Raw genomic sequence first — 26219 nt, 5'->3', positions numbered from 1 at the left:
CTTATTAACAAACTACTAACTAACAATTAATTAACTAAACATGAGAAAATCCTTGCTGTTTTCTATTGCGTTGGGGGTGGCTGCGTCTATGCCTCCGGATAGGGCGCATGCATCAAGCTATTGGAGCCTCTCCGCGGCAGTCTTTGATCCGCGTACGGCGGTCGAACAAGAGACTGTTCAGGGCGTCGTACGGGTGGGTGGTAGTCCCGCTTCGGGAGTGTCGGTAACCGTAGTCGGTACATCCACATCTACGCAGACTGATGCCGACGGGCGTTTTGAGATCCAAGCATCGCGAGGAGCCGTCCTTCGGTTTACAAGTGTAGGGTATCGTCCGAAAGACGTTACTATTGGCGCGAGTCGGCAGATTGCCGTTGCCTTGGAAATGCAGGAGGGCGCGCTGGAAGAAGTTTTGGTCACCGCTGAATTTGGGGTTAAGCGTATCGCGCGTGCTGTCGGATCGTCTGTGCAGCAGGTGGATGGTGCCGTTATCAGTGAATCTGGTCGTGAGAACTTTATTTCGGCATTAGCCGGACGTGTACCGGGCTTAAACGTGACATCGACTAGCGGTGCGCCGGGTGCATCGACAACGGTTGTTTTGCGGAATATCACGTCGATCTCCGGAAACAACCAGCCGCTGTATGTCGTTGATGGTGTGCCGATGAATAACTCTACCTTTGACCCGCTGGGAGGAATGGCGGGGGGCGGATCGGATACGTATTCGGTTAGGAATTTAGACTTTGCGTCAAGAGGTAACGATTTTAATCCGGAAGATGTGGAGTCTGTCACCGTGTTAAAAGGAGCTGCTGCCGCTGCTCTATATGGTTCTGACGCTTCTAATGGTGCCATCATTATCACGACAAAAAAGGGACGGGCAGGCAAAGGCCGGGTGAATTACGGGAATTACTTCAAATGGGATGAAGCATATGGATACCCAGACATGCAGACCAAATACGCCAACGGAAATTACGGAACCACAAACTATTATTTTACCTCAAAATTCGGCGGCTTGTATCCGGAGGGCATGCAGCTATATGATAACATCGGTGCATTATTGCAAACCGGATTTTCGGCCCGGCACAATGCGTCTGTCGAAGCCGGATCGGATAAAGCTACCATTCGGGCAGGATTTTCGCAACTAAACCAAAACGGAGTGTTAAAAACGACCGGGTACGATCGGACAAATCTAAGTCTGGCCGGGCAAGCTCAGATAACGGAATGGTTGAAGTTCGAAGGCGCGATACAATATACGAAGACAAGCAATAATAAAGTGTTACGGGGTACCGACGGTCCGTTGTATCGGGCCATGTTATGGCCTATGGTTGATAACATGGCGAATTATCTCGCTGCCGACGGGAGCCATATGAAAGTACCGGATTATTACGTGGATGAAGATCTGCTTAATCCATTGTTCGCGATGAATAAAAATAAATTCTTTGACAAATCGGATCGTTTTCTCAGCAATATAGCCCTGAATCTGACGCCTGTAAAGAATTCGTTTGTCCGCGCACAGATTGGATGGGATGTCGGGATGCAAACCTTCGAAACGTCGACGCACCCCTATTACTTTAACCGAAATGCAGGCCTGGGGCAGTACAATTTAGTGCAGTCCAACTTTTCGGATCCGACTGTTAACCTCCTGGCAGGATACAACAATAAGTTCTTTAATGACAAGTTTTCTTTTTCCGGACAGGTAGGCTACCACCAGTTGGAAAATGCGATCACGCGGTCGGCTTCTAATGGTACAGGCTTTATAGTCCCTGATTTTCAATCTATCAATAATACCAATCCCGATACACAGACCGCAACCCAGCGAAACACCAAGAGAAGAATTCAGGCGATTTCCGGTCAATTTGAACTGGGGTACAACAATATCGCGTTTATTACGTTGCGTGGCCGTAACGATTGGTCATCGACGTTACCATTGAATAATAACAGCTATTTCTACCCGGCTATCGAAGGATCGTTTATTTTATCGGATTTGAAATTTATGAAGGCTATCCCTGCGATCAATTATATTAAACTCCGAGGATCGCTAGCGCAGGTCGGTAAAGACGCTGGTCCCCTAGAGATCGATCCGCAATTGGTGGGAACAGGCTTGACGGGGGGCGGTTTCAAGTATGGAACAACGGGGCCGAACCCCAATCTTCGTCCGGAGATGACAACAGCCCATGAAGCGGGTATAGATCTTAGGCTGTTCAGCAACAGGCTGAACGCTAGCTTTACCTATTTCGGTACCCGAAATGAGGACCAGATTGTAAAAGGCTTTCGCTTAAGTTATGCCACCGGGTTCGTGTTGAATAATATGAATGTAGGATCGTTCAAGACCTGGGGATGGGAAGGGCATATTGATGGCGATATCATTAAAGTGCCTGATGGTGTGACCTGGAATGTAGGTGTTAACGCGTCTAGGGGATTTTCGAAAGTGCTTTACCTTCCTGACAACGTAACCGAGTATTACAATGCCTATACGTGGAATTCTGGAAATATCCGGAATGGGATTATGGTGGGACAGCCGATTACCTCGTTGACAGGATTGGCGTACGAACGGAACGACAAGGGGCAGGTCTTGATCAATCCAACCACGGGCTTGCCGATACCGATGGCGACATGGTCGGTCATCGGCGATCGCGAGCCAAAGGTGCGATTTGGGATCACCTCGAGCGTCAGCTATAAAAACCTGCGCTTATCGACATTGTTTGCCGGCCGCTTTGGAGCGACAGTGGTCAATGGTACGAAGCGTACCATGATGACAAACGGGACTAGCTGGGAGTCTGTTGCTCTACGGGACAGTGGACCCTACGTGTTCGACGGCGTATTGCGAGATGGAAACGAAAACAGCGATAATCCGACAAAAAATACGATTGCGCTCGACTACCGAATATACGGAGCGACAATATTTGGCGGAGGCGACGAAGATTGGTTAGAAAAGAAGGTCAACTATCTGCGCATGCAAGAACTGCGCCTATCCTACCGTTTGCCACAGGGGCTGCTGAGCCGGGCGAAGATCGTCTCTACAATGGACGTTTATTTTGTTGGTAACGATTTGTTTACGTGGACCAATTATTCGGGTATTGACGCGGTCGGAAACACGGTTTCTGCAGCTGCGGGTGGTACTGGGGGAGAAGGGTACGACGTTTGGTCTTTACCTAACCCCAGAGGGTTTTCCGTTGGTTTGAGCTTAACATTGAATTAAAGAGATAGGAACTCATGAAAAAGAAATTACTATATGTACTCCCATTGCTTTTCCTTTTTGGAAGTTGTGAGAAGTATTTGGATGTGAATAAGAACATCGATGCTCCCGCACAGGTCGAGGGATATTTATACTTAGCGAATATAACACAACAATACCAGGGGTTATATTGGGATATACGTGCGATTGGCCCTTTAACGCAAATGATGGGGACGAGTTCCTCTACGTACGTGAACTTCGCAAATCAATACTACGTGGAGGGTAGCGATGCCGGTGGTGAGATCTGGCGTATCGTTTACTGGAATCAAGGGATGAATCTGGAAAATCTGATCAATCAATCATTGGAAGCGGAGGATTGGACGTTGGCGGGTATTGGGTATGCCTTGAAGGCCTTCAGCTGGGATCAATTGACAAAGGTACACGGCGAAGTGCCGTTGAAAGACGCTTTTGTCCCGGGACTACTCTCACACAGGTACGATTATCAACCGGATGTGTATGCACAAGTTCGGGAATGGGCTTATAAAGCGGTTGAACTGCTGGAAAGACCGGACGATCACAATTACGGAAGCAAGATTAGCGCCAACGATTTTATATATGGTGGGGATAAAGACAAATGGATCAAGTTTGCGTATGCGGTAATCGTCCGCAACCTTGCGTCTCTTACCAACAAGGCCAACTTTAAAGATGCGTATGCGCAAGAATTGATTACAGCTGCAGGAAAAGCTTTCCAAAGTGCGGCAGATGATGCCACCGTGAAAATTGCTGGAGGATCGCAGACAGCCCCATACGACGATTACAATAATTATTGGGGTACAGCGAGGCCGAATTTGTCCTACACGTATTTTCAGCACGAATGGGCGGTGCAGGTGTTAACGGGGACTGTGCCCGAATATGACGAAGCCACCGGCGATAAGATCCGGCTAGATCAAAATCCTTATTATCCGTTTAAGCTGGCGGCAAAGCAAATCATAACCGATACGTTGCTGAAAGAGGTTGGGCATTTTGATCCGAGGGCGGTGCTCAAGTTAGGGACAACGAGCAACAAAACATTTGAGCACTTAAATAATGCCGATAGTGTCAAAAACTATAGGTACTATGGCGGCTCCTTTTCAGGTACTGTCGGGCCGATCGGCACCGCTCCTTCCTATTTTGGCCGAAATATCGCATCCGCATTCAGCGGTACTGAACACGATGGATCCGGGCGATGGATCTATCGGGACGATGCCCCTTATATACTGACAACGTATAGTGAAATTCAGTTTTGTCTGGCAGAGACCTATTGGAAACTCGGGCAGAAAACACAGGCATTCGATGCATTTAAAAAAGGCGTGGCTGCGGATATGGAGACAACCGCCCGATATATCTTTCCGGGGAAAGAGGGAAGTGCGACTGGGGGAGATAAAATTACCAGAGAGTTATTTACCTCCTTGGCTAATCAATATGTGGATGGACCGTATGTAAAGAACCTGGCAGACTTTAGCTTGTCGCATATCATGATGCAAAAATGGGTTGCTTTATATCCGTGGGGTGCGCCGGAGGCTTGGGTAGATATGCGAAAATATCACTACGATATAAGCTATACGGGTGATTATCCAACGCATGGAAATGGCTGGGTGCAGGCATTGGTCGAGCAAAAGTGGGACTCGGATCCTTCTAAAGTCTATAAAGGCCTGTATTTGGGGCCAGCTCAGGTCCAAGGAAGAAAACTTTCGTATAATGTCCGTAACGAAGGGGCGCCGAGCTACCGACTGCGGCCAAGATATAATTCGGAATACATGTGGAACCTGAAGTCATTAGAAACATTGAAACCGATAGCTGGTACCGCGGATCATTATCAAACATCGATCCCTTGGTTTGCTTATCCGGGAGAGATGCCGCAATAACGAGATTCGTTTATGTTTAGAAATAGAAAACGTATGAAAAATTTAGTTAAAATAGGGTTGCTTTTTTTAGTCGTGTGTATCTCTGTATCCTGCGAGAAGCATGTGGTAGAATATGCCGCGACACCGATCAACGACGAAACGGATGCACAATTTCAGTTGCATTATATGGTGCCGATTGCAACAGGCACTGCGAATAATATAAATAAGGTGGAGTTGAATGATCAATTGTTGACAAATGAAACGGCTCCTTTGGCTGTATACAATTTTATACCAAGCGGAGCTGTCGGAAAATTTTTTGCTGCACAGCCCGGTAATGTGAATCTAAAGCTCTACCGTGGGGCAGTAACGGATCTGGCATTGGCTTACGACCAACGTTTTGATTTGCCTGCTGGAAAGTATAATGTGGTCGTCCACGATTTTGCGAAACCGCCAGTATTGTTCAAGAACGATGCACCTTACCCAAAAATGACCACTGAATATACAGGGACAACGGCTTGGGTAAAATTCTATAACTTTTTGTATGAAAGCCCTGGTGTGCCGACAACATTAAAGTTGCAATATCAATTTCAGTATACGAAGGATAACGAGACTGGGGAAAAGAGCGAATGGGAAAACCTTGGAAGTCCCGTTTCATTTGGTGAGGCAACAGGCTGGCATCCGGTAACGGTAAATAAGACAGTAATCATATCGGCCGGAACCGCCCGTATCGATTATCGTATCCGGATGATAGGTGCCGACGGCGCCGACCAAGGAAGTCTAGTGGTTCGGAATGCTGCAGGCAATATGGTGAACTATGCGGATTGGTGGAATGCCGCCATTGGTCGGGTGTACCATCATATGTTGGCCGGTTTTCGTGCCGCCGCACCGGTTTCTGGCGTGCGTGTTGGGACAGCATTATAGGGAGATCCTAACGGCCCAGATAGAAAAAGCCGCCTGAAATGGGCGGTTTTTTTTATGTATCGCACTACGTATTTGTGCCGTTTTTTATTATATATCGGCAATAAAACGTTAAAAAATGCACAAATATTTTTCATTTCACAATTCTTAACTATATTAGTGCAGGTTTTGTCTTATATCTACCGTGATTACGATATAACATGCATGACCGATTATGATAACTAATATAACTAACTAATCACATGAGAAAATCCTTATTATTTTCCGTCGCATTGGGTATGCTAGCTTCTGTAGACTCCAAAGCGAATAAGACGGTCGACTGGAATAATCTCTCTGCAGATGCATTCTTTCTCTCAGAAAGGAACATTCAAAATACGGTGCGCGGAAAGGTTACTGGCGTCGAAGGGCCCATAGTAGGTGCTACCGTGGCAGTAGTCGGGGGGACCCAGTCCACGATGACGGATGCAGAAGGGAACTATACCATCGATGTTCCGATCGGAACCACGTTGCGCTTCAGCTATATTGGATATGTATCTGCTGACTTTGTTGTCTCGGGTAACTCATTACATGTCACGTTAAAATCTGACAACACATCCTTAGATGAGGTTGTCGTTGTGGGGTATGGTACACAACGTAAGGGTAATCTTACAGGGGCAGTATCGTCTATTAATGTTAAAGAAAACTTGGAGGGGCGACCGATAGCTGATGTTGGACGTGCTATTCAGGGAACTACACCTGGGTTATCGGTTACTTTGCCAAGTGGTGAAGTTGGATCTGACCCTGTTATGAAAATTCGCGGGGCGATCGCTTCGGTACAGGGAAATGGAAATCCGTTAATTTTATTAGACAATGTGGAAATACCTAGCATTCAGTATGTAAATCCGGATGATGTAGAGTCTATCACGGTTTTGAAGGACGCAGCATCGTCTTCCATTTATGGAGCAAAGGCGGCCTTTGGTGTTATTTTGATAACCACAAAAACAGGAGGAGCGTCAGACAAGGTCAATATTAGCTACTCAAATAATTTCTCTTTCCAAAATCCTTCGAAGAAGTTTGAAATGGGGAGAGTAAATGCGCTCAAATATACGGTGGATGCAATGGATCGTGTGGGAGAAACAGAAACTGGAGCTTTTTATCGAGTTACTCGAGAGAGTTACGAACGAGCAGTGGATTGGGATAATAAATACGGAGGGACTATAGGCGCCGATGATCCAACCGTATACGGCAGAGATTGGTATGTTGATCCTGCATTTCCCACTAGAAAATATGGGGTGCGAACGTATGATCCATATGATTATATGATTAAGGAATGGGCACCTACGCAAAATCATAATTTATCCGTAAATGGTAATTTGGGAAAGACGAAGTTCACGACTTCGTTCGGTCTCGTCGAGCAAAGTGGCATGTTGAAGCCTGGCAATTCTGACAAGTTTAGTCGATATAACGGCGCGGTACGCGTAACAAGTGATCTCGGAAAATATTTGACTCTACGTGGCGGAGCTATGTTTTCGCAGCGCAGAAAGACTTATCCATACGCGACGAATTCAACAAGTGCAGATCCTTGGCTATATATGTACAGATGGAGTTCTTTGTATCCGATGGGATATGATGAAAATGGAAATCCCATACGTAGCCCTTGGAGTGAGAATGAATTCGCGAACGACGCAATTATGCGCCGGAATTACATCAACGTTAATGCCGGAGCTACCGTCAATATTAAATCGAATTGGAAAGTTGATGTAGATTACAATTTCACCAATGAGGATTATAATTGGCGGAGAAATGGCACTCGATTTACGGCGGCAAACAGCTGGGTGGCCGCAAAGCCTCGGACAGATGCAGATGGTAATCCTGTATATGTTAACTCAAATGGAGATGTAGTAAGTGCGACAGATGCCGATGGAATGTTAGCCTATGATTTATCAAATGACGCATATACGGCGGCGGGAGCAAATCCCGACCACATTTATGTTCGATCGGCAAATGAATATAAGAGCACATTAAATGCTTTTACAACATACAGTCTGAATTTAAACGAAGCGCATGATTTTAAGTTTATTTTAGGGACAAATATTGTTGCCGATCATAGTGATTTCCATTGGTCTCAAAAGACAACACTTTTGGATATTACCAACCCTCAGTTTGATCTAGCAACGGGTACTCAAACATCGAGTGGCGGAGAAGAATGGGCAGCACAGTTGGGATATTTTGGTCGCGTTAATTATGCCTACAAAAACAAATACCTTTTCGAAGGAAATCTTCGGTATGATGGCTCATCCCTGTTTTCAGGAGATCTCCGATGGCGTTGGTTTCCGTCGTTGTCTGCGGGTTGGGTGGTTACAGAAGAGGAGTTTATGGATTGGTCCCAACCCGTACTCAGCCACTTAAAATTACGGGGATCTTGGGGCTATATCGGTAACCAGGCGGTTCCAAATGGACTTTATAAAAATTACATGGAGGTATCGGAAAGCAATTGGATTGCTAATGGAGGTAAGCTGTTTGGAGTTAATAATCCTTCCATAACGGTGCCCGATGTAACATGGGAAGATTTGGAGTCTGTTGATTTTGGGGTGGATGCCCGATTCTTTGGAAACAAGTTGGGGCTGACCTTTGATTGGTATCAGCGGAATACAAATAATATGTTTAGTCCGTTGGAAGGAACGACCTATACATTAGGGGGACCCGCGCCATTGGGAAATTATGGGACATTGGAAACGAAAGGGTATGAAATAGCTGTAGACTTTAGTCATCGATTCGAAAGTGGTCTGGGTATTAATTTACGTGCAAACTTCGATGATGCTAAATCTCGATTCTACGATTATACATCGTCGCGTTTGACATCGTCAAACTACGATGGAAAGATGTATGGAGAAATCTGGGGATATGAAACCGACCGTTTATACCAATACGATGATTTTATATTAGAAAATGGAAAACCGCAGCTTGTAAATTTGACAGAGGATATGACAAGGTACTTTACGAATGGCGGTGGTAAGGCGTATCTATTAAAAGGAGATAGTCCAGTGTATCAGCCCCGTTTCCAAAACTCCTCCAATTTTTATTTTGGGCCAGGTGACGTCAAATTTAAAGATTTAAATGGCGACGGAGAGATCGATAACGGAGATGGTACTGTCGACAATCCCGGAGATATGAAAATTATAGGTAACTCTACGCCTCGTTACTCTTATGGGTTCCGTTTAGGAGCTGACTATAAAGGGTTTGACTTCTCGGCATTCTTTCAGGGCGTTGGTCAGCGCAGTGTTTGGGGAGCTGGGTTTTTAGCGATTCCAGGTTTTCATGTCTCTGACGGAGCAATGCCTGCAGCTTTTGTCGACGATTACTGGACGTCGGAAAACCAAGACGCATTTTATCCTGCAGCATTTAATAATGCTGGGACAGCAAATGTAAATAATATGCAGATACAATCGAGGTATTTGTTGGATATGTCTTATTTGCGTCTAAAGAATGTGACGCTAGGTTATTCTTTGCCGCAAAATGTTCTTAAACAAATACATGTGAACAGTTTACGCGTTTATGTGGCGTTAGAGAATTTCTTCACTTGGGATAATCTCCGCGGTTTGCCGATCGATCCGGAAGCTGTGGCGGGTTACTCTATGTTTGACGAGACGAACTACAATTCGGGTAGGATCGGTGTGGGGACACCGACATTTAAAAGCGCTTCTTTTGGGGTGCAGCTAAATTTTTAATTTTGAAGGACATGAAAAATATCACATATATATTTCTAGGGCTCACCCTTGCATTTTCTGGTTGTAAGGATCTCTTGGATAGACCAGAACTTACTAAAATCGAAGATTCTGAAGGAACGTTTTGGCGAAATGAAAACGACCTCCGCCTTTTCGCTAACGATTTTTATACAAATTATTTCGTCGGTTATAACTCCGGATATGCTACCGCATATGCTCCTTTGACAGGATTTAATTTCTCAGATGATCTTACTGGGCAGGGAGCGCAAGTAAGTCTCCTTGGTTCTATTCCGACGGATGCCGGAGGCACCTCAATGACCAATACAGCACTACGGACAACAGAAATTTTGAGGGCAGAACACCCTGGTCCAAAGTGGAATTTTTATTGGGTGCGAAAAGCAAATATCATGATTGACCGGCTAGAAAATTTTTCGAAAGCAAGTCTTACAGAGGAAGAATTTAATCACTGGTCAGCGGTAGCACGGTTTTTCAGGGGATATGAGTATAGCAGGTTGGTCAGTAATTTTGGCGATGTACCGTATTTTGATAAACCCTTTGAGGCAAATGATTTTGATCAAATGTACAAATCAAGAGATGAACGAGGAGAGGTAATGGACAGGGTTTTTGCCGATTTCCAGTTTGTATTGCAAAATATGCGGGAAGGTGATGGGGTGGGTTACGTAAACCGTTTTGCCGCAGCGGCGTTAATTTCGAATTTGATGCTTTTTGAGGGGTCTTGGCAGCACTATCATGGTCTGGACGCCGCGAGGGCAAAAAAATATTTGGAAATGGCGAGAGATGCTGCTCAGTACGTAATGGACAGTGGGAAATGGAGTTTCACGGCGGACTTTAAGAGCTTATTCGCATCTGATAACCTTGCGGGAAATCCAGAAGTGATTTTTTACCGCTCGTACGATGATGGTTTGGCTGTTCGGCATGCGGTAGGATCATATAGCAACGGGACCGAAGGACAGCCTAGATCCGCCAATTTAAAATTGCTGAAGGCGTTTATTTGTAAGGATGGTAAGGTTTGGCAAAACTCCTCTGTTTCTGATGCAGAGAGTTTTCGATTGAAAAATCTTGTAAAAACAAGGGATCCTCGATTTGAAGCTACGTTTATGGATACCATCAATACACCCGCTACTGGGACGTATGTGTATGTGCACAAGTTTGCCGGAAGGGATGCCCTTTCCTTTATTGGTAAGACATATCCCGCAAAATGGGCGAGTAATACCAATATAAATGATGCCCCTGTCGTTAGGCTCGCTGAGGTTGTGTTAAATTGGATAGAAGCAAAACAAATTTTAGCTGAAGTATTTGGCGGAGCAGCCGTCACTCAGGGAGATTTGGATAAATCTATTAATGCCATACGAAATAGACCGTTGGACGCTGATGCGGTTCGAAAGGGCGTGTCAAAAACAGCACCCTTATCGATTGCTGATTTGCCGAACGATCCCGATCGAGATGTAGATGTTTCACCGCTGATGTGGGAAATACGTAGAGAAAGACGGATGGAATTCGTTTTTGAATATGCTCGTATACAAGATATAAGGAGGTGGAAAAAACTAGATTATTTAAGTTTTGAGAATAATGATTACAAACTCGGCTCTTGGATTATTGGCACAGTAGATTTAGGTGATAAAAAGAATCCTGGGAAGATCCTGCCAACATTTAAGGATGTATTACAGGTAATGAAAACAGACGGTACCATCGTAACGTACGACGGAGAAAATGACGCCGAAATGATTGGATTTTATGTAGTGCGAAATTTTACTAACCGATTACCTGTGCAAAGGAGAAATTACCTAGCTCCATTAAGCGAGCCGCTTATTCAGGAGTACACGGATCGAGGCTATACCATTTCTCAGACTATAAATTGGTAAAATCCGTTTTTTGCGAAATAGTAAAACGTCAGCTGGCTGGCTTTTTACTATTTCGCTAAATATTTTTTTACATATGGCTAAAATACTTATAACGAGTTGCTTGCTTTTGCTTGGGTTATGTGGCTTTGCCCAAACATCTTTCAAATTCGCCCAAGTGACCGATACGCATGTTGGGGGGGCTACTGGCGCTGAAGACCTGCGGCGGACGGTCGCTGATCTCAATACGCAGAACGATATCGACTTTGTTATCTTGTCGGGGGATGTGACCGAATTCGGATCTGATGAGGAGCTGGCCTTGGCCAAACAGATATTGGATAGCCTAAAGTTGCCCTTATATGTGGTCCCCGGTAACCATGACAGCAATTGGTCGGAAAGCGGAGCGAACTCTTTTCGAAAGGTGTTTGGAAGTGAAACATTTTTCTTTCGACATAAAGGATACATGTTTATGGGAACCACCTCCGGGCCCAATATGCGTATGAGCCCGGGGCAGATACCGCGCGAGAATTTGGTGTGGATGGATTCGGTATTTACGGCAAATCCGGATCGGGATACGCCATTAATTTATATAAATCATTATCCGCAGGACTCATCGTTGAATAACTGGTACGAAGCGGTGGACAGACTCAAGCAGCGGAATGTGCAACTTGCGTTATGTGGGCACGGACACGCGAACAAAGTGTATGATTGGGAGGGTATTCCTGGAGTAATGGGACGTTCCAATTTGCGCGCTAAGGATACCGTAGGAGGGTACAACATTATTTCGATTAGTGAGGGAAAGGCGGTGTATCGGGTGCGGCGGCCGTTGTTGCAGACGGAGGAAAGTTGGGCGGTGGTGCCTCTTGTGAACCAGCATTTCGCAAAACAGACGCAGGCCTATAAACGGCCGGATTTCGCAGTCAACACCACCTACACTGATCAGGTGAGCCTCGAGTGGACATTTCAGGACCAAGCCGACCTCGGCGCAGGCTTTGCATTGTTCGGAAACCTCATCGTGACCGGAAATACGGCGGGAAAGGTCTATGCCTTGGATGAACGTAATGGGCAGAAGGTATGGGAGTTCCAGACCGGAGGCAAAGTATATGCTACTCCCGCTGTCTGGAAGAAAACGGTTGTTGTAGGCTCTTCTGATGGTTATATTTATGGTTTGCATGCTGCAACAGGCGGGCTTAAATGGAGGTTGAAGGCGGAAAAGGCTGTTTTGGGAAGTGCGGTAATGGATCAAGGAGTTGCTTATGTGGGCGCCTCCGACGGGCGATTCCGGGCTATTGATGTCGAAAAAGGACAACTTAAATGGGTTTTCGAGGAGGTAAAAGGATATGTTTCTGCGCGTCCTACATTCTATAAGGGCCTTGTGATTTTCGGTTCTTGGGGAAACGGATTCTATGCATTGGATAAACGGGATGGTAGGCTGGCTTGGTCTTGGAACAATGGACATGCCAACCGAATGTTTTCTGCAGCGGCATGCTATCCCGTTGCGGTCAATGACCGGATTTTTGTGGTCGCACCGGATCGTTTTATGACCTGCTTAGACGCGAAAACAGGTACAGTAATTTGGCGGGAAAAACGCGATTCCATCCGCGTGCGTGAATCTATGGGTGTAGCAGCGGATGGACAATATGTATACGTGAAAACGATGGATGGAAATGTGCTGGGGATCTCTACGACAGCCGATCAAATGGATGTACGTTGGACGTCCAATCTGCAGCTTCCTTACGAGCTGACACCTTCTTCTATAGAAACCAATGGAAAGCAGGTGTTTGTACCAAGTCATTCGGGGACCTTGTCTGGACTGCGCGCTTCCAATGGTGATTTGATTTGGCAATATAAGTTGTCGAATGCGATGGTGAACCCTGTGCTGGTTCGGGGCAAAGATTATGTCATCGCTTCGACTATGGATGGTATGGTGGCTAAACTAAAGTTGTTGATCCATGATTAAATTCAGACTGGCGCTGAGTGCAGCATTGCTGTTTCTAACTACCACATGCGTGATCGCACAAGATACCTGGATACGTATCAATCAGATGGGATACCGGCCGACATCAAAAAAAGTAGCCGTTTGGGTGAGCAAACGAGATCAAAAATTGCAGACGTTCCAATTGCGGGATATTCGTACAAACAAAGTGGTGTTTCGAGGCAAAGTTTCCAATCCGTTTGGTGCATACGGCCCATTTGTACAATCTTATAGACTTGACTTTTCGGGGTTCGATCGGCCGGGAAGCTATGCCGTGGAAGTCGGAAAGGTTCGTTCGGGCGAAGTTCGTATAGGTGAAGGCGTTTATAATGGCGCTGCTGACTTTGCCTTGCGCTATATGCGGCAACAACGTACCTTGTTTAATCCTTTCCTAAAAGACAGCTGCCATACACACGATGGTTTCGTCCTATACGGTACGGAAGCGGGGCTGCCCGATAGCACGCGTATTGATGTGGGCGGTGGATGGCACGACGCGTCGGACTACTTGCAATATTCGACGACATCGGCCAATGCGACTTATCATTTATTGGCCGCATACCGGGATTTTCCTGACGTATTTTCGGATACCAAACAGGCTAATGGCTTGGAGGGTGCAAACGGTGTTAGCGATGTATTGGATGAAGCAAAATGGGGGCTTGATTGGCTGTTAAAAATGCATCCTACAGCTGATTTGCTATTTAACCAGATTGCAGATGACCGTGATCATGCATCTATGCGTATGCCTGGGGAGGATCCTTTCTATGGACGGGGATACGAAAGGCCTGTATATTTCGTGGATGGTAAGCCACAACAGCGCGGAAAATTTTTAAATAATACAACAGGAACCAGCTCTACAGCGGCAAAATTTGTCGGAGCGTTTAATCTAGGGGCTGACCTACTGCGTGAAACATTGCCTGGCTACAGTGTTTTGTTGGAAAAACGGGCGAAAACGGCGTTTGATTTTGCACATCGGAAACTGGGCGTGACACAAACCGTATCCGTGAAATCTCCGTATATCTATGCGGAAGATAACTGGGTTGATGATATGGAGTTGGCTTATGCGACGATGTTCGGCCGTTGGAACGAGGTGTCATACAAGGCCGAGGCGTTGCGTTATGCGACGGAGGAGCCGGTTACGCCGTGGATGGTACGCGATACAGCAAATCATTACCAATACTATCCGTTTATTAATTTAGGACATTATGAGCTGGCCAAACAACTGCATGGCGATGAGCGTAGCAAGGTGCTCGATTACTACAAACAAGGGATAGAACACGTTTGGGAGCGGGCTAGACAGAATGCATTTTATCGCGGAGTGCCCTTTATCTGGTGCAGCAACAACCTGACCGTATCTTTTGCTATTCAATGTGCATGGTATGCCCAGCTTAGCGGGGACCACCAATACGCGGAATTGCAACAGGCCAATCTGGATTGGCTATTTGGCGTGAATCCTTGGGGCACCAGCATGGTATTCGGTTTGCCTGCCGACGGAGACACGCCGAAAGACCCGCATTCTGCGTTTACACATTTGCACAATTATCCGATAGACGGCGGTTTGGTGGATGGCCCGGTGTATACCTCTATCTTTCAAAATTTAATTGGTATTCAACTACATGAAGCGGATGAATATGCAGAGTTCCAAAGCGATTTGGTTGTGTACCATGACGACTACGGAGACTATAGTACGAACGAGCCGACCATGGACGGAACGGCCTCATTGATCTATTTGCTGGCTTCGCAAGAGCAGCCCAACAGCATACGCAAGGACCGCTATGGGGCTACCGTGCAGGGCGCGCGCAATAAAAAGGAAGTTGCTTTGGTATTTACCGCGCATGATCTTCATGATGGAGCTACGGTTGTGGAACAGGCACTGCAACGGAATCACGTGCCAGCCAGCTTTTTTCTGACAGGGGATTTCCTACGGGACTCCCGCAATGCATCGTTTATCCGCCGTTTGAGCAGAAAGCATTATATCGGGCCGCACGGCGATAAACACCTGTTGTATGCGGCGTGGGACAATCGTGAGAAAACGCTCGTTGATCCACATGTATTTAAACAGGATCTGATAGACAACCTGAATGCCCTGAAAGCGCACGGGATTAGAGCAGAGGATGCAAGCGTGTTTTTGCCCTCGTATGAATGGTACAATGCGGACATCGTTCGGTGGACGGAAGAACAAGGGCTCGACCTTATCAATTATACGCCGGGTTTACGTACCGCGGCGGATTATACCTTTCCTGAAATGGGCGACCGATACCGCAGTTCAGATAGCCTATGGAAAGAATTTTTTCATCAGGAAGAGACAAAAGGGCTCCAAGGACATATTATTTTAATACATTTGGGCGTTGATAGTCGAAGGGAAGATAAGTTTTATAACAAATTGGATAGCCTGATCGTCGAACTCAAAAAGCGGGGATACGTATTCCGACGTGTTGATAAATTGTTGCGGGAATAAAAACGTGCGTGTTTGTGCATGTTTTGCCAAGAAATTTGCATATTTGTATATTGAAGATTTTTTATTGTATATGGTAAGAGTTACGGAAAAGGAGTCGAATTATCAGGACTTAGACAAAATGTCTGTTAACGAACTGTTGACAAACATGAATAACGAAGATAAGACAGTACCGCTTGCCGTTGAAAAGGCGATTCCTCAACTGGAGGCGTTGGTGAATGTTACAGTGGATAAAATGAAGGAAGGAGGACGCTTATTTTATATTGGTGCCGGAACCAGCGGCCGGTTGGGTATTTTAGATGCATCGGAGTGTCCGCCTACCTTCGGGGTTCCTTTTGATTGGGTTATCGGCCTTATAGCCGGCGGTGATACGGCTATCCGGAAGGCTGTTGAATTTGCCGAAGATGACATGGAACAGGCGTGGAAAGATCTTCAAGAGTTCGGAATGAATAAAAACGATGTCGTCATTGGTATAGCGGCTTCCGGAACGACACCTTATGTGATCGGAGGATTAAAACGTGCCAATGAGGAAGGGCTCGTTACGGGATGTATCGTGTGTAATAACGGATCGCCTATTGCAAATGTTGCGCAATATCCTGTGGAAGTGGTGGTGGGGCCGGAATTTGTTACGGGGTCTACGCGATTGAAATCTGGGACAGCGCAGAAGCTCATACTCAATATGCTAAGTACCTCCGTGATGATACAGTTGGGGCGCGTGAAAGGAAACAAAATGGTGGATATGCAGCTTTCCAACGTAAAATTGGTCGCCCGAGGCGTTCGCATGGTCATGGACGAAACAGGTGTTGATGAAGAAACGGCCACCACGCTGTTGGAACAGTACGGTAACGTGCGAAAAGCCATTGAAAGTACGCAAAAGATATAGTGCCTAGGCCCTATTCTTTTGCGTGAAAGCACCGCTGATTTTCGGAATTTTAATTGGGCCAGATACAGGCCGTTCTTTTATAACTTTTTTTCAACCTTATTATGTCGCCATTTATCCTGTTGATGTTCTTGTTTGTGTACTTCGGTGTGCTGCTTGGCGTCTCTTATTTTACCTCCCGAAAGACTGCTGATAATTCCACATTTTTCGTAGCAAATCGAAATTCGAAGTGGTATATGGTCGCATTTGGGATGATCGGCACCGCATTGTCTGGGGTTACCTTTATTTCCGTGCCAGGCGCCGTCGGCGTGTCTAACTTCAGTTATTTCCAGTTTGTGATCGGTAACGCGCTTGGTTTTTTGGTCATCGCTTATGTCTTGTTGCCGTTGTATTATCGGATGAATCTGACATCTATTTACACCTACTTAGAGGAGCGACTGGGGCATAAGAGCTACAAGTCGGGGGCGATGATTTTCCTGATTTCACGGACCATCGGATCAGCATTCCGACTGTACTTGGTCGCGATCATCCTACAGAAGTTTATTTTCGATGCGTGGAATGTTCCGTTTGGTGTGACCGTTGCGGGATGTCTGGTACTCATTTGGATGTATACCAATAAGGGAGGACTGAAGACAATCATTATTACGGATACGTTGCAGACATTTTGCCTCTTGTTGGCGGTGTTATTGTCTATATACTTTATGGCGGACGGTTTAGGCATTTCGGTATTGGAAGCATTTGAACGGGTCAAAGACAGCTCCTATTCGCAGATTGTCGTTTGGGAAAATATATTAGGCGACAAGAACCATTTCTGGAAGCATGTCATCGGCGGCGCTTTTGCAACGATTGCGATGACAGGCCTTGATCAAGATTTAATGCAGAAGAACTTGAGTATGAAAACGATCGGTGAAGCACAGAAAAATATGCTGACGTTTACCAGTATCTTTGTGGTTATTAATCTCTTTTTTCTGGCGGTAGGGGCTTTGCTTTACATTTATGTGGCCGATAAAGGTATTGATATCAGTACGCTGCGGACCCCGGACTACCTGTATCCGGAGATTGCCCTAAATCACCTCTCCATCGCCGCGGGGATCATTTTTATGATGGGGTTAACGGCAGCCACTTTCGCGACGACCGATTCGGCCCTGACAGCACTTACGACGTCGTATTGCGTCGATTTTCTGAATTTTAATAAGAAAGAGAACCCGAATGATCCGCGACTGGTCCGCCAACGAAATATGGTTCATTTCGTTTTTAGCGTCGTTATGCTGATCGTGATTTTGATATTCAGGCTTCTGAACGATGACTCGGTCGTGACGGCTATATTTACCGCGGCTAGTTATACGTATGGCCCGCTTTTGGGTTTGTTTGCGTTTGGTATTCTAACCAAGTATCGCGCAAAGGATAATCTCGTACCTTATTTCTGCGTCATATCTCCTATTTGTTGGTATGTACTGAATACCTATTACATCATACCGCATACGGCGTACCGAGTTGGATTTGAACTGATTGTCTATAACGGACTCACGACATTTTTGTTGTTATGGTTAACCTCGCCGGGCAGGTTGATGAAACTGTCGAAGGTTTAGGTAAGAGAATCTGTAAAGTTTTCTTTTGAAAATCGGTAAAAAATGTATCTTTGTGTCGTCTTACGACATAAGGAAAAGGGAAATTAGCTCAGCTGGTTTAGAGCACTACCTCGACAAGGTAGGGGTCACTGGTTCGAACCCAGTATTTCCCACACAAAAAAGGCCTGTGATTCACAGGCCTTTTTTTGTGTGGGAAGGCAACGTCGACGCCGAACAGCGTATGGTAGGTTCGGCGTTCCGTTTCCAAGGAGTACGCCGGTTAATCTTTGTTAAACCTCCGTACCGCAATGGCTTGACGCTTGTGAAGAAGCAAAAAATAAACTAAGTTTGAATAAAGAGAATATTCATGTATCATTTGATCGAAGAAACCATTGTGGCGATCCGCCGGAAAATTGGAGAGTTTTCTCCAGAATTTGGGATCATTTTAGGGACCGGTTTGGGAAAATTGGTCAACGAAATCGAAGTGGAATACCAATTGATGTACTCCAATATTCCGAATTTTCCAATCTCTACCGTGGAATTTCACAGTGGTAAACTGATCTTTGGCATCTTAAACGGACGTAAAGTCGTGGCGATGCAAGGACGACTACACTATTACGAAGGGTACAATATGCAAGAAATCACTTTTCCGATCCGTGTGATGAAGGTATTGGGTATTCAGAAATTATTCGTGTCCAATGCTTCGGGATCCTTGAATCCGAGTGTTTTGCGAGGCGATATTGGCATTATAGAAGATCATATTAATTTGCTACCGGACAACCCGCTGCGTGGGCCTAATGACGATGATTTTGGTCCTCGGTTTCCAGACATGAGCCAGCCTTATAACCGGAAAATGATTCAGCAAGGACTTGATATAGCCAATAATCTCAGGATACGCGCGCATAAAGTGATTTATGTATCTGCACCAGGACCAAATCTTGAAACAAAAGCAGAATATCGATACATGCGGATTATCGGTGGAGATATCGTGGGAATGAGCACGGTGCCGGAAGTGATTGTGGCAAACCATATGAATTTACCGGTCTTTGCTATTTCTGTCGTTACCGATGAAGGTTTTCATGCCGATTTAAAACCGGTATCCCTCAGCGAGATCGTCGAAGTAGCCACCGAAGCAGAACCGAAAATGACCAAGATATTAAAAGAATTAATAGCATTGCAATAATGGGAATTTTAGCCTTATTTTTGGCATAAAATAAAGAACAATCCGGCATTGATGAACAGATACTTGAAGCAGCTCCTATTCTTTTTCGTTTTTTTTCTCTGCGGGGCAACATATGTGTCTGCGCAGGTAGAGGATGAGTTCAGTAGCGCGTTGGATTCGGCGAGGGCCAAAGAAGATAATAAAAAGGATTCGGTTGTTTTTACCGCAAAATACGTGCGCTATACGACGTTAGCCATGATGAAACAAGCTACCCGTACGGTACAGATCGATACATCGCATGTTAACTTCCAATATTACAACAAGCAGAATTTGCCCTGGGATCCCTCGATTAATTTAGGTTCCTATGGTTTGGCGACTAGAGACCTGCTCTTTAAGCCGAACAAAACGATTGGATTTCAATCGGGTTTCCATGCCATGGAACGTTATTTGGTACATCCGGATTCCATACAATATTTTCGGGCGCGAGCAAGATATTCTGAGCTGTATGCCGTTGGTTTTTTTTTCGATGACCAAGTTTTTCGGGCACGGCTTGCACAAAATATAACCCCACAGTGGAACATAGGTGCTGAATATCACGCGACCAATACGGATGGTTATTATTACAACCAAGATTATAACGATCGCAAAGCGGCGGTATTTACATGGTATGAGTCCAAAGACAACCGGTACAATTTACTTCTGAATGGTACATTTAACATGTTGAACGCGGCTGAAAACGGATCAGTCGTGGATCGGGATATTTACGGACAGGATGTATTTAAAGATACCAGCAGTACTTCGAATATGGGCTATCTCACCCGATTGCGTGGGCAGAATGCCAACAGGCCGTACAACAAGTGGAAAGATAACGGGTTATTTCTCCGACAATCATATTTCTTAGGTCGGTTGGACACCGTGAATAAGGGGACACCCGAGATGGAAATACATCCGACCAATGTAGTGGCACATAATTCGTCCATCAGGCAACGTAAGTTTATTTTTTTTAAAAATGAGGTGGATGCCGAAGGCGCGTTTCCGACGGGAAGTGCCGAGTTGGTGGACGACACGACTAGTATTACAACCATAAGCAACGAATTTACATATAGTTTTTATCTGCGTGGAAAAGGGGTATTTAAAAACGAAGCAAAATTAGACTTAGCTTTTCAGAATGATCTGATCTGGTATGCAGACAGTTTAAGTTCCGATTTCTATCAAAACAGTATGTTGAAGGGAACCTTAGGATATAAATTTAGTGACCGTATCGACGTGCAGGCCAATGTGCAACAGATTGTTGTTGGGCGGAATGCAGGGGATTTTCTTTATGAGGCCAATGCGGATGTACAATTGGGTAAAAATGTGGGGAAGATCAGTTTTGGAGCGTATTCCCAAAATAAATCGCCCGAGATGGTTTTCGAACGGATGAATTATACCTACCATCAATGGAATAGCAGTTGGGAGAAAATCAAAACCCAGAATCTGAATTTTTCGTACCAAAACCGAAAAATAGGGTTCAGTGGCCGGGTGGACTACTTCCTAATGGATAAGTATCTATATTTTAAAGAAGTAGATAATCCCGACAATGACGAGCTGTTATTGAGACAAATCACACCCGCACAGTCGGGAAGCTTGAACCTGCTGAAAGTTTCGGTGGGACAGAGTTTTCGGTTGGGGCGTTTCCACTTGGACAATTTGGTGGTGTATCAGAAGACGGATGCCGAAGCGATTTTGGCAACACCGGAAATATATACCTGGCATAGCTTGTATTACGCTAATAAGTTGTACAACGTAATGGATTTTAGACTCGGTATGGATGTCCGTTTCAATACGCCATTCCGGTCGCCCTCTTACGCGATTAATGCGGGGCAGTTTTATAATGATAATGTTGGTATAGAATATTCAACATATCCGATCGGAGACCTTTGGTTTACGGGAAACATCGACCGGGTTAACCTGTTTGTTTCCTATAATTTTTTCAACCAGTTCGCCTATCCTAAGGGCTACTACACGGTGCGCCGCTATCCCATGAATGATGCCAATTTCAGGCTCGGCGTCTCTTGGAAATTTTATGATTAGTGGAAAAATTATATGATTGGTAGCGAGGAGATTGCTTCATCGTCTGGAAAAATGTAGAAAAATAATTTTGCAAATCAGATTTTACACCTATATTTGCACACGCAATAAGCGAAAAGACTTGGAGAATTAGCTCAGCTGGTTCAGAGCATCTGCCTTACAAGCAGAGGGTCACTGGTTCGAATCCAGTATTCTCCACAGAACGAATAGGAGGCTTAGCTCAGCTGGTTCAGAGCATCTGCCTTACAAGCAGAGGGTCACTGGTTCGAATCCAGTAGCCTCCACCAAAGCACCGATACCGGTGCTTTTTTGTTATATGGGATAGGCCGTTTCGCTTTTTGTCTCGGAAAGAACGAAATAGGTTTGTACAGTACTCACCTGCGGGAGAACAGCCAGTTTGTGGCGGAGGAAAACATGATAAGCCTCCATATCCTGAGTTGCGATACGGAGCATAAAATCGTACGAACCTGCCATTTGATAACATTCCATCACCTCGGGAAACTTCGCCACCTCTCTTTCAAAATCATTTAATACTTCTGCCGTGTGGGCTTTTAAAAAGACTTGGGAAAACGAGATGAGCCCGATACCTACCTTTTTTCGGTCTAAGATTGCTACTGTTCGGGTGATGTATCCGTTTGCTTTCAGTTTTCTTACCCGTTCGTGTACGGCGGCAACCGATTTGTTGAGGTGGTAGGATAACGCTTTGTTACTCAGGGAAGCATCCTTTTGAAGAAGTCGGAGAAGTTTCAGGTCTACGGCATCCAATTCCATCGTACGTTTTTTTTGATTTCACTCAAAAATAGAAAACATTACGGTAAAAAGTATGGAAATTATCAGTATTTCCATAAAATTTACGGATTGTGATATTAGATGTTGAATAATATATGGTTATGGCGGACTTTTGTGAAAATTGCCTCGTAATGGAAGAAGTTTTAAGTAGATGCCTGTCTCCGGCATTAGATAGTAAGTTTAAGCACTTATGGTGTTTAGTCGGGAATACCCCGATGCTTGAGTTACAATATACCTACCGGGGAAAGCCCGGTCAGATTTATGTGAAATGTGAACAATATAACCTGACAGGAAGTATCAAGGATCGAATGGCTCTTTATATTTTGTACAAGGCGTATATGCAATGTGCCATTCGTCCGACAGATACCATTGTAGAGGCTACAAGCGGAAATACCGGTATCGCGTTCTCTGCAATAGGGAAAGCATTAGGTCATCCGGTCAAAATTATTATGCCGAACTGGTTAAGTAAGGAGCGGATAGACATTATTAAAAGTATAGGTGCCGATATTCAGCTGATCAGTAAAGAAGAGGGAGGTTTCTTGGGGAGTATCCGCCGGAGTGAAGAACTTGCCGCAGGTGGTGATGTTTTTCTTCCTAAACAATTTGAGAATGCCTATAATGCAGAAGCGCATGAGATGACAACCGGACGGGAAATTGTATTACAACTGCAGGCGCTGGGGCGGGTCCCAGATGCTTTTGTTGCGGGCGTGGGCACCGGGGGTACGGTCATGGGCGTGGGCAATTATTTGCGACAGGTCAATCCGTTGGTACGCGTGCATCCGTTGGAGCCTGCGGAAAGTCCGACGTTAACGACTGGTTATAAAATCGGATCGCACCGTATTCAAGGTATTTCCGACGAATTCATTCCTGCGATCGTCAAGCTGGATCAACTGAGCGAGGTGGTGCAAGCTGCCGATGGCGACGCTATTGTGATGGCTCAGAAGCTCGCCAAGCAGTTGGGATTGGCGGTTGGTATATCTTCTGGAGCCAACGTGATCGGTGCCATTAAACTGAAGGAGCAATTGGGGCCGGAAGCCACGGTCGTGACGCTTCTGTGCGACGATAATAAAAAATACCTAAGTACGGATCTGGTACGGACGGAGCCTATACAAGATCATTTTTGGAGTCCTGAAGTGGATTTTACAGGCTTTCACCCGATCAGTCGTCTGAATAAGACATTAATTGGATAGCATTTAATTCGAATGTCATGAAGACCATTTTATATGTATTGATCGGAATGTTTGCTGCGCTTCCTTTACGGGCGCAAGAAACAGATAGCTTGTTATCGACGGATGGCTTGATGTTTCAAGACGCGGCGTCAACAACAGATTCCTCAACAGCGTTGGAATCGACGGAGGGCCTTGTTTTTTCGGACGGCACGGATAGCCTCTCCCAAGATACCACGGCTGCTGCGGCACCTGTAACGGAAAACATGTCCGGCACCTCGGCCAAGCCATCCCTTTGGGGTATTTTTCTGGCGGGCCTGCTGGGCGGTTTCGCGGCATTTATTATGCCCTGCATCTTCCCGATGGTGCCCCTGACGGTCAGCTTCTTTACCAAGCGGGCCGGGTCGCGTGCCAGGGCCATTGCACAGGCGCTCCTCTACGGACTGTTCATCATCGTGATCTATGTCGCCCTGGGCATGCTCATCACCATCCTCTTCGGATCGGATGCGCTCAATGCCCTGTCCACCAACGGCGTGTTCAACTTTTTGTTCTTCCTGGTCCTGGTGCTCTTCGCCGCCTCTTTTTTCGGCGCTTTCGAGCTTACCCTGCCCAGCTCCTTTGTCAACAGGATCGATGCCCGCTCGGACCAGGGCGGACTGGTCGGCCTGTTTTTCATGGCCTTCAGCCTGGCATTGGTATCCTTTTCCTGCACCGGTCCCATCATCGGCACCCTGCTGGTCGAAGCGGCCTCTAAAGGTGAGCGCCTGGGGCCAGCCGTGGGCATGCTCGGTTTTTCTATCGCCCTGGCCGTACCGTTCGTCCTGTTTGCCGTGTTCCCCTCCATGCTCAAGTCACTCCCCAAATCGGGCGGATGGCTCAACAGCGTCAAGGTGGTGCTCGGTTTCCTGGAACTGGCCCTGGCCCTCAAGTTCCTGTCCAACGTAGACCTGGCCTATCACTGGAACTGGCTCGACAGGGAGGTGTTCCTGGCCCTGTGGATCGTCATCTTCGGCATGATGGGGCTTTACCTCATCGGCAAGATCAGTTTTGCGCACGATAGCCCGCTCACGTACCTGTCGGTACCCCGTACGGTGTTTGCCATCGTCGTGTTCGCCTTCGTGGTCTATATGGTCCCCGGTATGTGGGGGGCGCCCCTGAAATCCATATCGGCCTTCCTGCCGCCGTCGGCCACGCAGGACTTCGACCTTTCCACGGCCGGTTTTGCTGCAGCCCCCGCTCCTAGCGGTACGAAGGACAGGAAATATTATGAGATCTTCCACGAACGCGGCACACCGAAAGGGTTCGAGCCGTATTATGACTATGAAGAGGGGCTTGCCGCAGCTAAGCAAGTCGGCAAGCCGGTACTCATCGATTTTACGGGGTGGAACTGTGTGAACTGCCGCAAGATGGAAGCCAACGTGTGGACCGACCCCAAAGTGGCCGCCCTGCTCAGGAACGAATTCGTGATGGTGGAGCTATTTGTCGATGACCGCACGGAACTGGCGCCCGCCGAACAGTATACCTCCACCTATTCGGACAAGAAGATCAATACGATCGGCAAGAAGAACAGTGATTTCCAGGCGGCGACGTTTAACAGCAATTCACAGCCGCTATATGTCATCGTGGATGAGAACGGCAAAGTCTTACTGCCTCCGAGCGGAGCCAACTATGATGTAAACAGCTATGCAGCTTACCTGCAACAGGGTGTCGATTTGTATAAAAATAAGTAAATTGTGTCAGGAGGCGGTTTTAAGCATCTTCATCCTTTCCGCATGTTTTGCAAATAGACGGCTGTCGTGTTTTATAACGTTCGGATGCGAATGTTCCGGAATGAAACGGAATCTGTATGATTTTGAAGAGCAATTTTTCCAGAGGCCTGTTTGCCGAAATCGGGATAGGCTTTCATAGAGGTGGAACTCACCTTGTTTTTGAATGCTTCTGTTTTGGTTTCTGCTTCAAATGTTAGTTTGCCGTTTAACCAGAAACTCACTTTTCCATCCTGCTGTACGATCCGACTTTTATTCCATTCCCCATGAGGGGTTGGTGCAGAATTTTTTCCAAAGCAGTCTACTGCATATAGACAGCCTGCCCAATGGGTTGAATCAATTTGGTGTCTATGTTCTGCATATGCATTATCCAACAGTTGCATTTCTAATCCTGTTGCAAACGTGGCAGCATAGGCCGGTGATTCCTGCACATTGATAAAAATACCGCTGTTTCCACCTTTGGAAATCCTCCATTCCAATTCCATCTCAAAGTTCGCATAGCTGCTATCCGTCACAAGATCGCCAAAGATACCGTCCGCCTTCTTGGGGTCACATACCAGGACGCCCTGTGTTGCCGTCCATTTTGAAGAGACGTCGCCCTTGTTGTACACATGCCACCCTGTTAGGGATGTTCCATCAAAAAGTGGGCGCCAGCCATCGTCATCCGCGTCGGTCTGGCTCCCTGCTTGTCGATTGGCGGGTGGTGCGCTACAAGCTAAGCATGCCGCGACGAGGAAAAGGTAAAGGAAAGCTCGCATGTCGAAAGGTGATAAGTACAGTACGAAGGTAGAAAAAAAGGTTCAGAATTCCTTAAAAGGGTAATGGTCTTCGGAAATTTATGAAGGACTATGTATCGCG

Annotated in this window: 15 protein-coding genes and 3 tRNA genes; 16 read left to right on the top strand and 2 right to left on the bottom strand. The window is 46.1% G+C overall.

Features of this window, described 5'->3' with window-relative positions:
• The first annotated feature begins 40 nt into the window (after positions 1-40).
• From ACFSR5_RS20910 to ACFSR5_RS20845, 14 genes are all read left to right on the top strand, one after another.
• Entirely contained in the window at positions 41-3193 is a 3153-nt protein-coding gene (locus tag ACFSR5_RS20910; protein ID WP_380906524.1) for a SusC/RagA family TonB-linked outer membrane protein, read from the top strand.
• A 14-nt stretch (positions 3194-3207) separates the two neighbouring features.
• Positions 3208-5073, top strand: a complete 1866-nt coding sequence (locus tag ACFSR5_RS20905; protein ID WP_380906523.1) for a SusD/RagB family nutrient-binding outer membrane lipoprotein — start codon at positions 3208-3210, stop codon at positions 5071-5073.
• A gap of 33 nt (positions 5074-5106) precedes the next feature.
• Positions 5107-5973 carry a hypothetical protein gene (locus tag ACFSR5_RS20900; RefSeq protein ID WP_380906522.1) on the top strand — a complete coding sequence of 289 codons (867 nt, stop codon included), beginning with the start codon at positions 5107-5109 and terminating at the stop codon, positions 5971-5973.
• 239 nt (positions 5974-6212) lie between these two features.
• Positions 6213-9677, top strand: a complete 3465-nt coding sequence (locus ACFSR5_RS20895) for a SusC/RagA family TonB-linked outer membrane protein (protein WP_380906521.1) — start codon at positions 6213-6215, stop codon at positions 9675-9677.
• 11 nt (positions 9678-9688) lie between these two features.
• A complete protein-coding gene (locus ACFSR5_RS20890; RefSeq protein ID WP_380906520.1) occupies positions 9689-11557 on the top strand; it encodes a RagB/SusD family nutrient uptake outer membrane protein in 1869 nt (622 codons plus the stop codon).
• Between the two features lie 73 nt (positions 11558-11630).
• On the top strand, positions 11631-13493 hold the full coding sequence (locus ACFSR5_RS20885) for an outer membrane protein assembly factor BamB family protein (protein WP_380906519.1): 1863 nt from the start codon (positions 11631-11633) through the stop codon (positions 13491-13493).
• Positions 13486-15963 (top strand): glycoside hydrolase family 9 protein, encoded by a 2478-nt coding sequence (locus ACFSR5_RS20880; protein ID WP_380906518.1) that lies wholly within the window; start codon positions 13486-13488, stop codon positions 15961-15963. The genes ACFSR5_RS20885 and ACFSR5_RS20880 overlap by 8 nt, the downstream gene beginning before the upstream one ends.
• Before the next feature lie 70 nt (positions 15964-16033).
• Entirely contained in the window at positions 16034-16843 is an 810-nt protein-coding gene (gene murQ, locus ACFSR5_RS20875) for an N-acetylmuramic acid 6-phosphate etherase (RefSeq protein ID WP_380906517.1), read from the top strand.
• 101 nt (positions 16844-16944) lie between these two features.
• Positions 16945-18429: a sodium:solute symporter gene (locus ACFSR5_RS20870; RefSeq protein WP_380906516.1), complete on the top strand. Its 1485-nt coding sequence runs from the start codon at positions 16945-16947 to the stop codon at positions 18427-18429.
• Positions 18430-18506: 77 nt separating this feature from the next.
• A tRNA-Val gene (locus ACFSR5_RS20865) sits at positions 18507-18581 on the top strand.
• 194 nt (positions 18582-18775) lie between these two features.
• Entirely contained in the window at positions 18776-19591 is an 816-nt protein-coding gene (locus ACFSR5_RS20860; protein ID WP_380906515.1) for a purine-nucleoside phosphorylase, read from the top strand.
• A gap of 51 nt (positions 19592-19642) precedes the next feature.
• Positions 19643-21643 carry a putative porin gene (locus tag ACFSR5_RS20855; RefSeq protein WP_380906514.1) on the top strand — a complete coding sequence of 667 codons (2001 nt, stop codon included), beginning with the start codon at positions 19643-19645 and terminating at the stop codon, positions 21641-21643.
• A 120-nt stretch (positions 21644-21763) separates the two neighbouring features.
• Positions 21764-21838, top strand: a tRNA-Val gene (locus tag ACFSR5_RS20850).
• An 11-nt stretch (positions 21839-21849) separates the two neighbouring features.
• Positions 21850-21927 (top strand) — tRNA-Val (locus ACFSR5_RS20845).
• Positions 21928-21952: 25 nt separating this feature from the next.
• On the opposite strand, the gene ACFSR5_RS20840 is transcribed toward ACFSR5_RS20845, so the two are convergent.
• A complete protein-coding gene (locus tag ACFSR5_RS20840) occupies positions 21953-22411 on the bottom strand; it encodes an Lrp/AsnC family transcriptional regulator (RefSeq protein ID WP_380906513.1) in 459 nt (152 codons plus the stop codon).
• Between the two features lie 149 nt (positions 22412-22560).
• Between ACFSR5_RS20840 and ACFSR5_RS20835 the strand changes: the two genes are divergently transcribed.
• Positions 22561-23619, top strand: coding sequence for a PLP-dependent cysteine synthase family protein (locus tag ACFSR5_RS20835; RefSeq protein ID WP_380906512.1), 1059 nt, complete (start codon positions 22561-22563; stop codon positions 23617-23619).
• A 17-nt stretch (positions 23620-23636) separates the two neighbouring features.
• Positions 23637-25325, top strand: a complete 1689-nt coding sequence (locus ACFSR5_RS20830) for a protein-disulfide reductase DsbD family protein (RefSeq protein WP_380906511.1) — start codon at positions 23637-23639, stop codon at positions 25323-25325.
• Between the two features lie 71 nt (positions 25326-25396).
• Here ACFSR5_RS20830 and ACFSR5_RS20825 read toward each other — a convergent pair whose 3' ends face one another.
• Positions 25397-26119: a 3-keto-disaccharide hydrolase gene (locus ACFSR5_RS20825; protein WP_380906510.1), complete on the bottom strand. Its 723-nt coding sequence runs from the start codon at positions 26117-26119 to the stop codon at positions 25397-25399.
• Between the last annotated feature and the right edge of the window lie 100 nt (positions 26120-26219).

The sequence above is a fragment of the Sphingobacterium suaedae genome (assembly GCF_042684625.1).
Taxonomy (GTDB): Bacteria; Bacteroidota; Bacteroidia; order Sphingobacteriales; family Sphingobacteriaceae; genus Sphingobacterium; species Sphingobacterium suaedae.
The sequence above is the reverse complement of the archived record's forward strand: the minus strand, read 5'-3'. Positions and strand labels throughout refer to the sequence as shown.

Bases quoted from the DNA above. Each gene is read 5' to 3' on its own strand.
- ACFSR5_RS20855 (WP_380906514.1), top strand. From the start codon at position 19,643: ATGAACAGATACTTGAAGCAGCTCCTATTCTTTTTCGTTTTTTTTCTC.
- ACFSR5_RS20885 (WP_380906519.1), top strand. From the start codon at position 11,631: ATGGCTAAAATACTTATAACGAGTTGCTTGCTTTTGCTTGGGTTATGT.
- ACFSR5_RS20895 (WP_380906521.1), top strand. From the start codon at position 6,213: ATGAGAAAATCCTTATTATTTTCCGTCGCATTGGGTATGCTAGCTTCT.
- ACFSR5_RS20835 (WP_380906512.1), top strand. From the start codon at position 22,561: ATGGAAGAAGTTTTAAGTAGATGCCTGTCTCCGGCATTAGATAGTAAG.
- ACFSR5_RS20840 (WP_380906513.1), bottom strand. From the start codon at position 22,411: ATGGAATTGGATGCCGTAGACCTGAAACTTCTCCGACTTCTTCAAAAG.
- ACFSR5_RS20830 (WP_380906511.1), top strand. From the start codon at position 23,637: ATGAAGACCATTTTATATGTATTGATCGGAATGTTTGCTGCGCTTCCT.
- ACFSR5_RS20905 (WP_380906523.1), top strand. From the start codon at position 3,208: ATGAAAAAGAAATTACTATATGTACTCCCATTGCTTTTCCTTTTTGGA.
- ACFSR5_RS20900 (WP_380906522.1), top strand. From the start codon at position 5,107: ATGAAAAATTTAGTTAAAATAGGGTTGCTTTTTTTAGTCGTGTGTATC.
- ACFSR5_RS20825 (WP_380906510.1), bottom strand. From the start codon at position 26,119: ATGCGAGCTTTCCTTTACCTTTTCCTCGTCGCGGCATGCTTAGCTTGT.
- ACFSR5_RS20890 (WP_380906520.1), top strand. From the start codon at position 9,689: ATGAAAAATATCACATATATATTTCTAGGGCTCACCCTTGCATTTTCT.
- ACFSR5_RS20880 (WP_380906518.1), top strand. From the start codon at position 13,486: ATGATTAAATTCAGACTGGCGCTGAGTGCAGCATTGCTGTTTCTAACT.
- ACFSR5_RS20910 (WP_380906524.1), top strand. From the start codon at position 41: ATGAGAAAATCCTTGCTGTTTTCTATTGCGTTGGGGGTGGCTGCGTCT.
- ACFSR5_RS20870 (WP_380906516.1), top strand. From the start codon at position 16,945: ATGTCGCCATTTATCCTGTTGATGTTCTTGTTTGTGTACTTCGGTGTG.
- ACFSR5_RS20860 (WP_380906515.1), top strand. From the start codon at position 18,776: ATGTATCATTTGATCGAAGAAACCATTGTGGCGATCCGCCGGAAAATT.
- murQ (WP_380906517.1), top strand. From the start codon at position 16,034: ATGGTAAGAGTTACGGAAAAGGAGTCGAATTATCAGGACTTAGACAAA.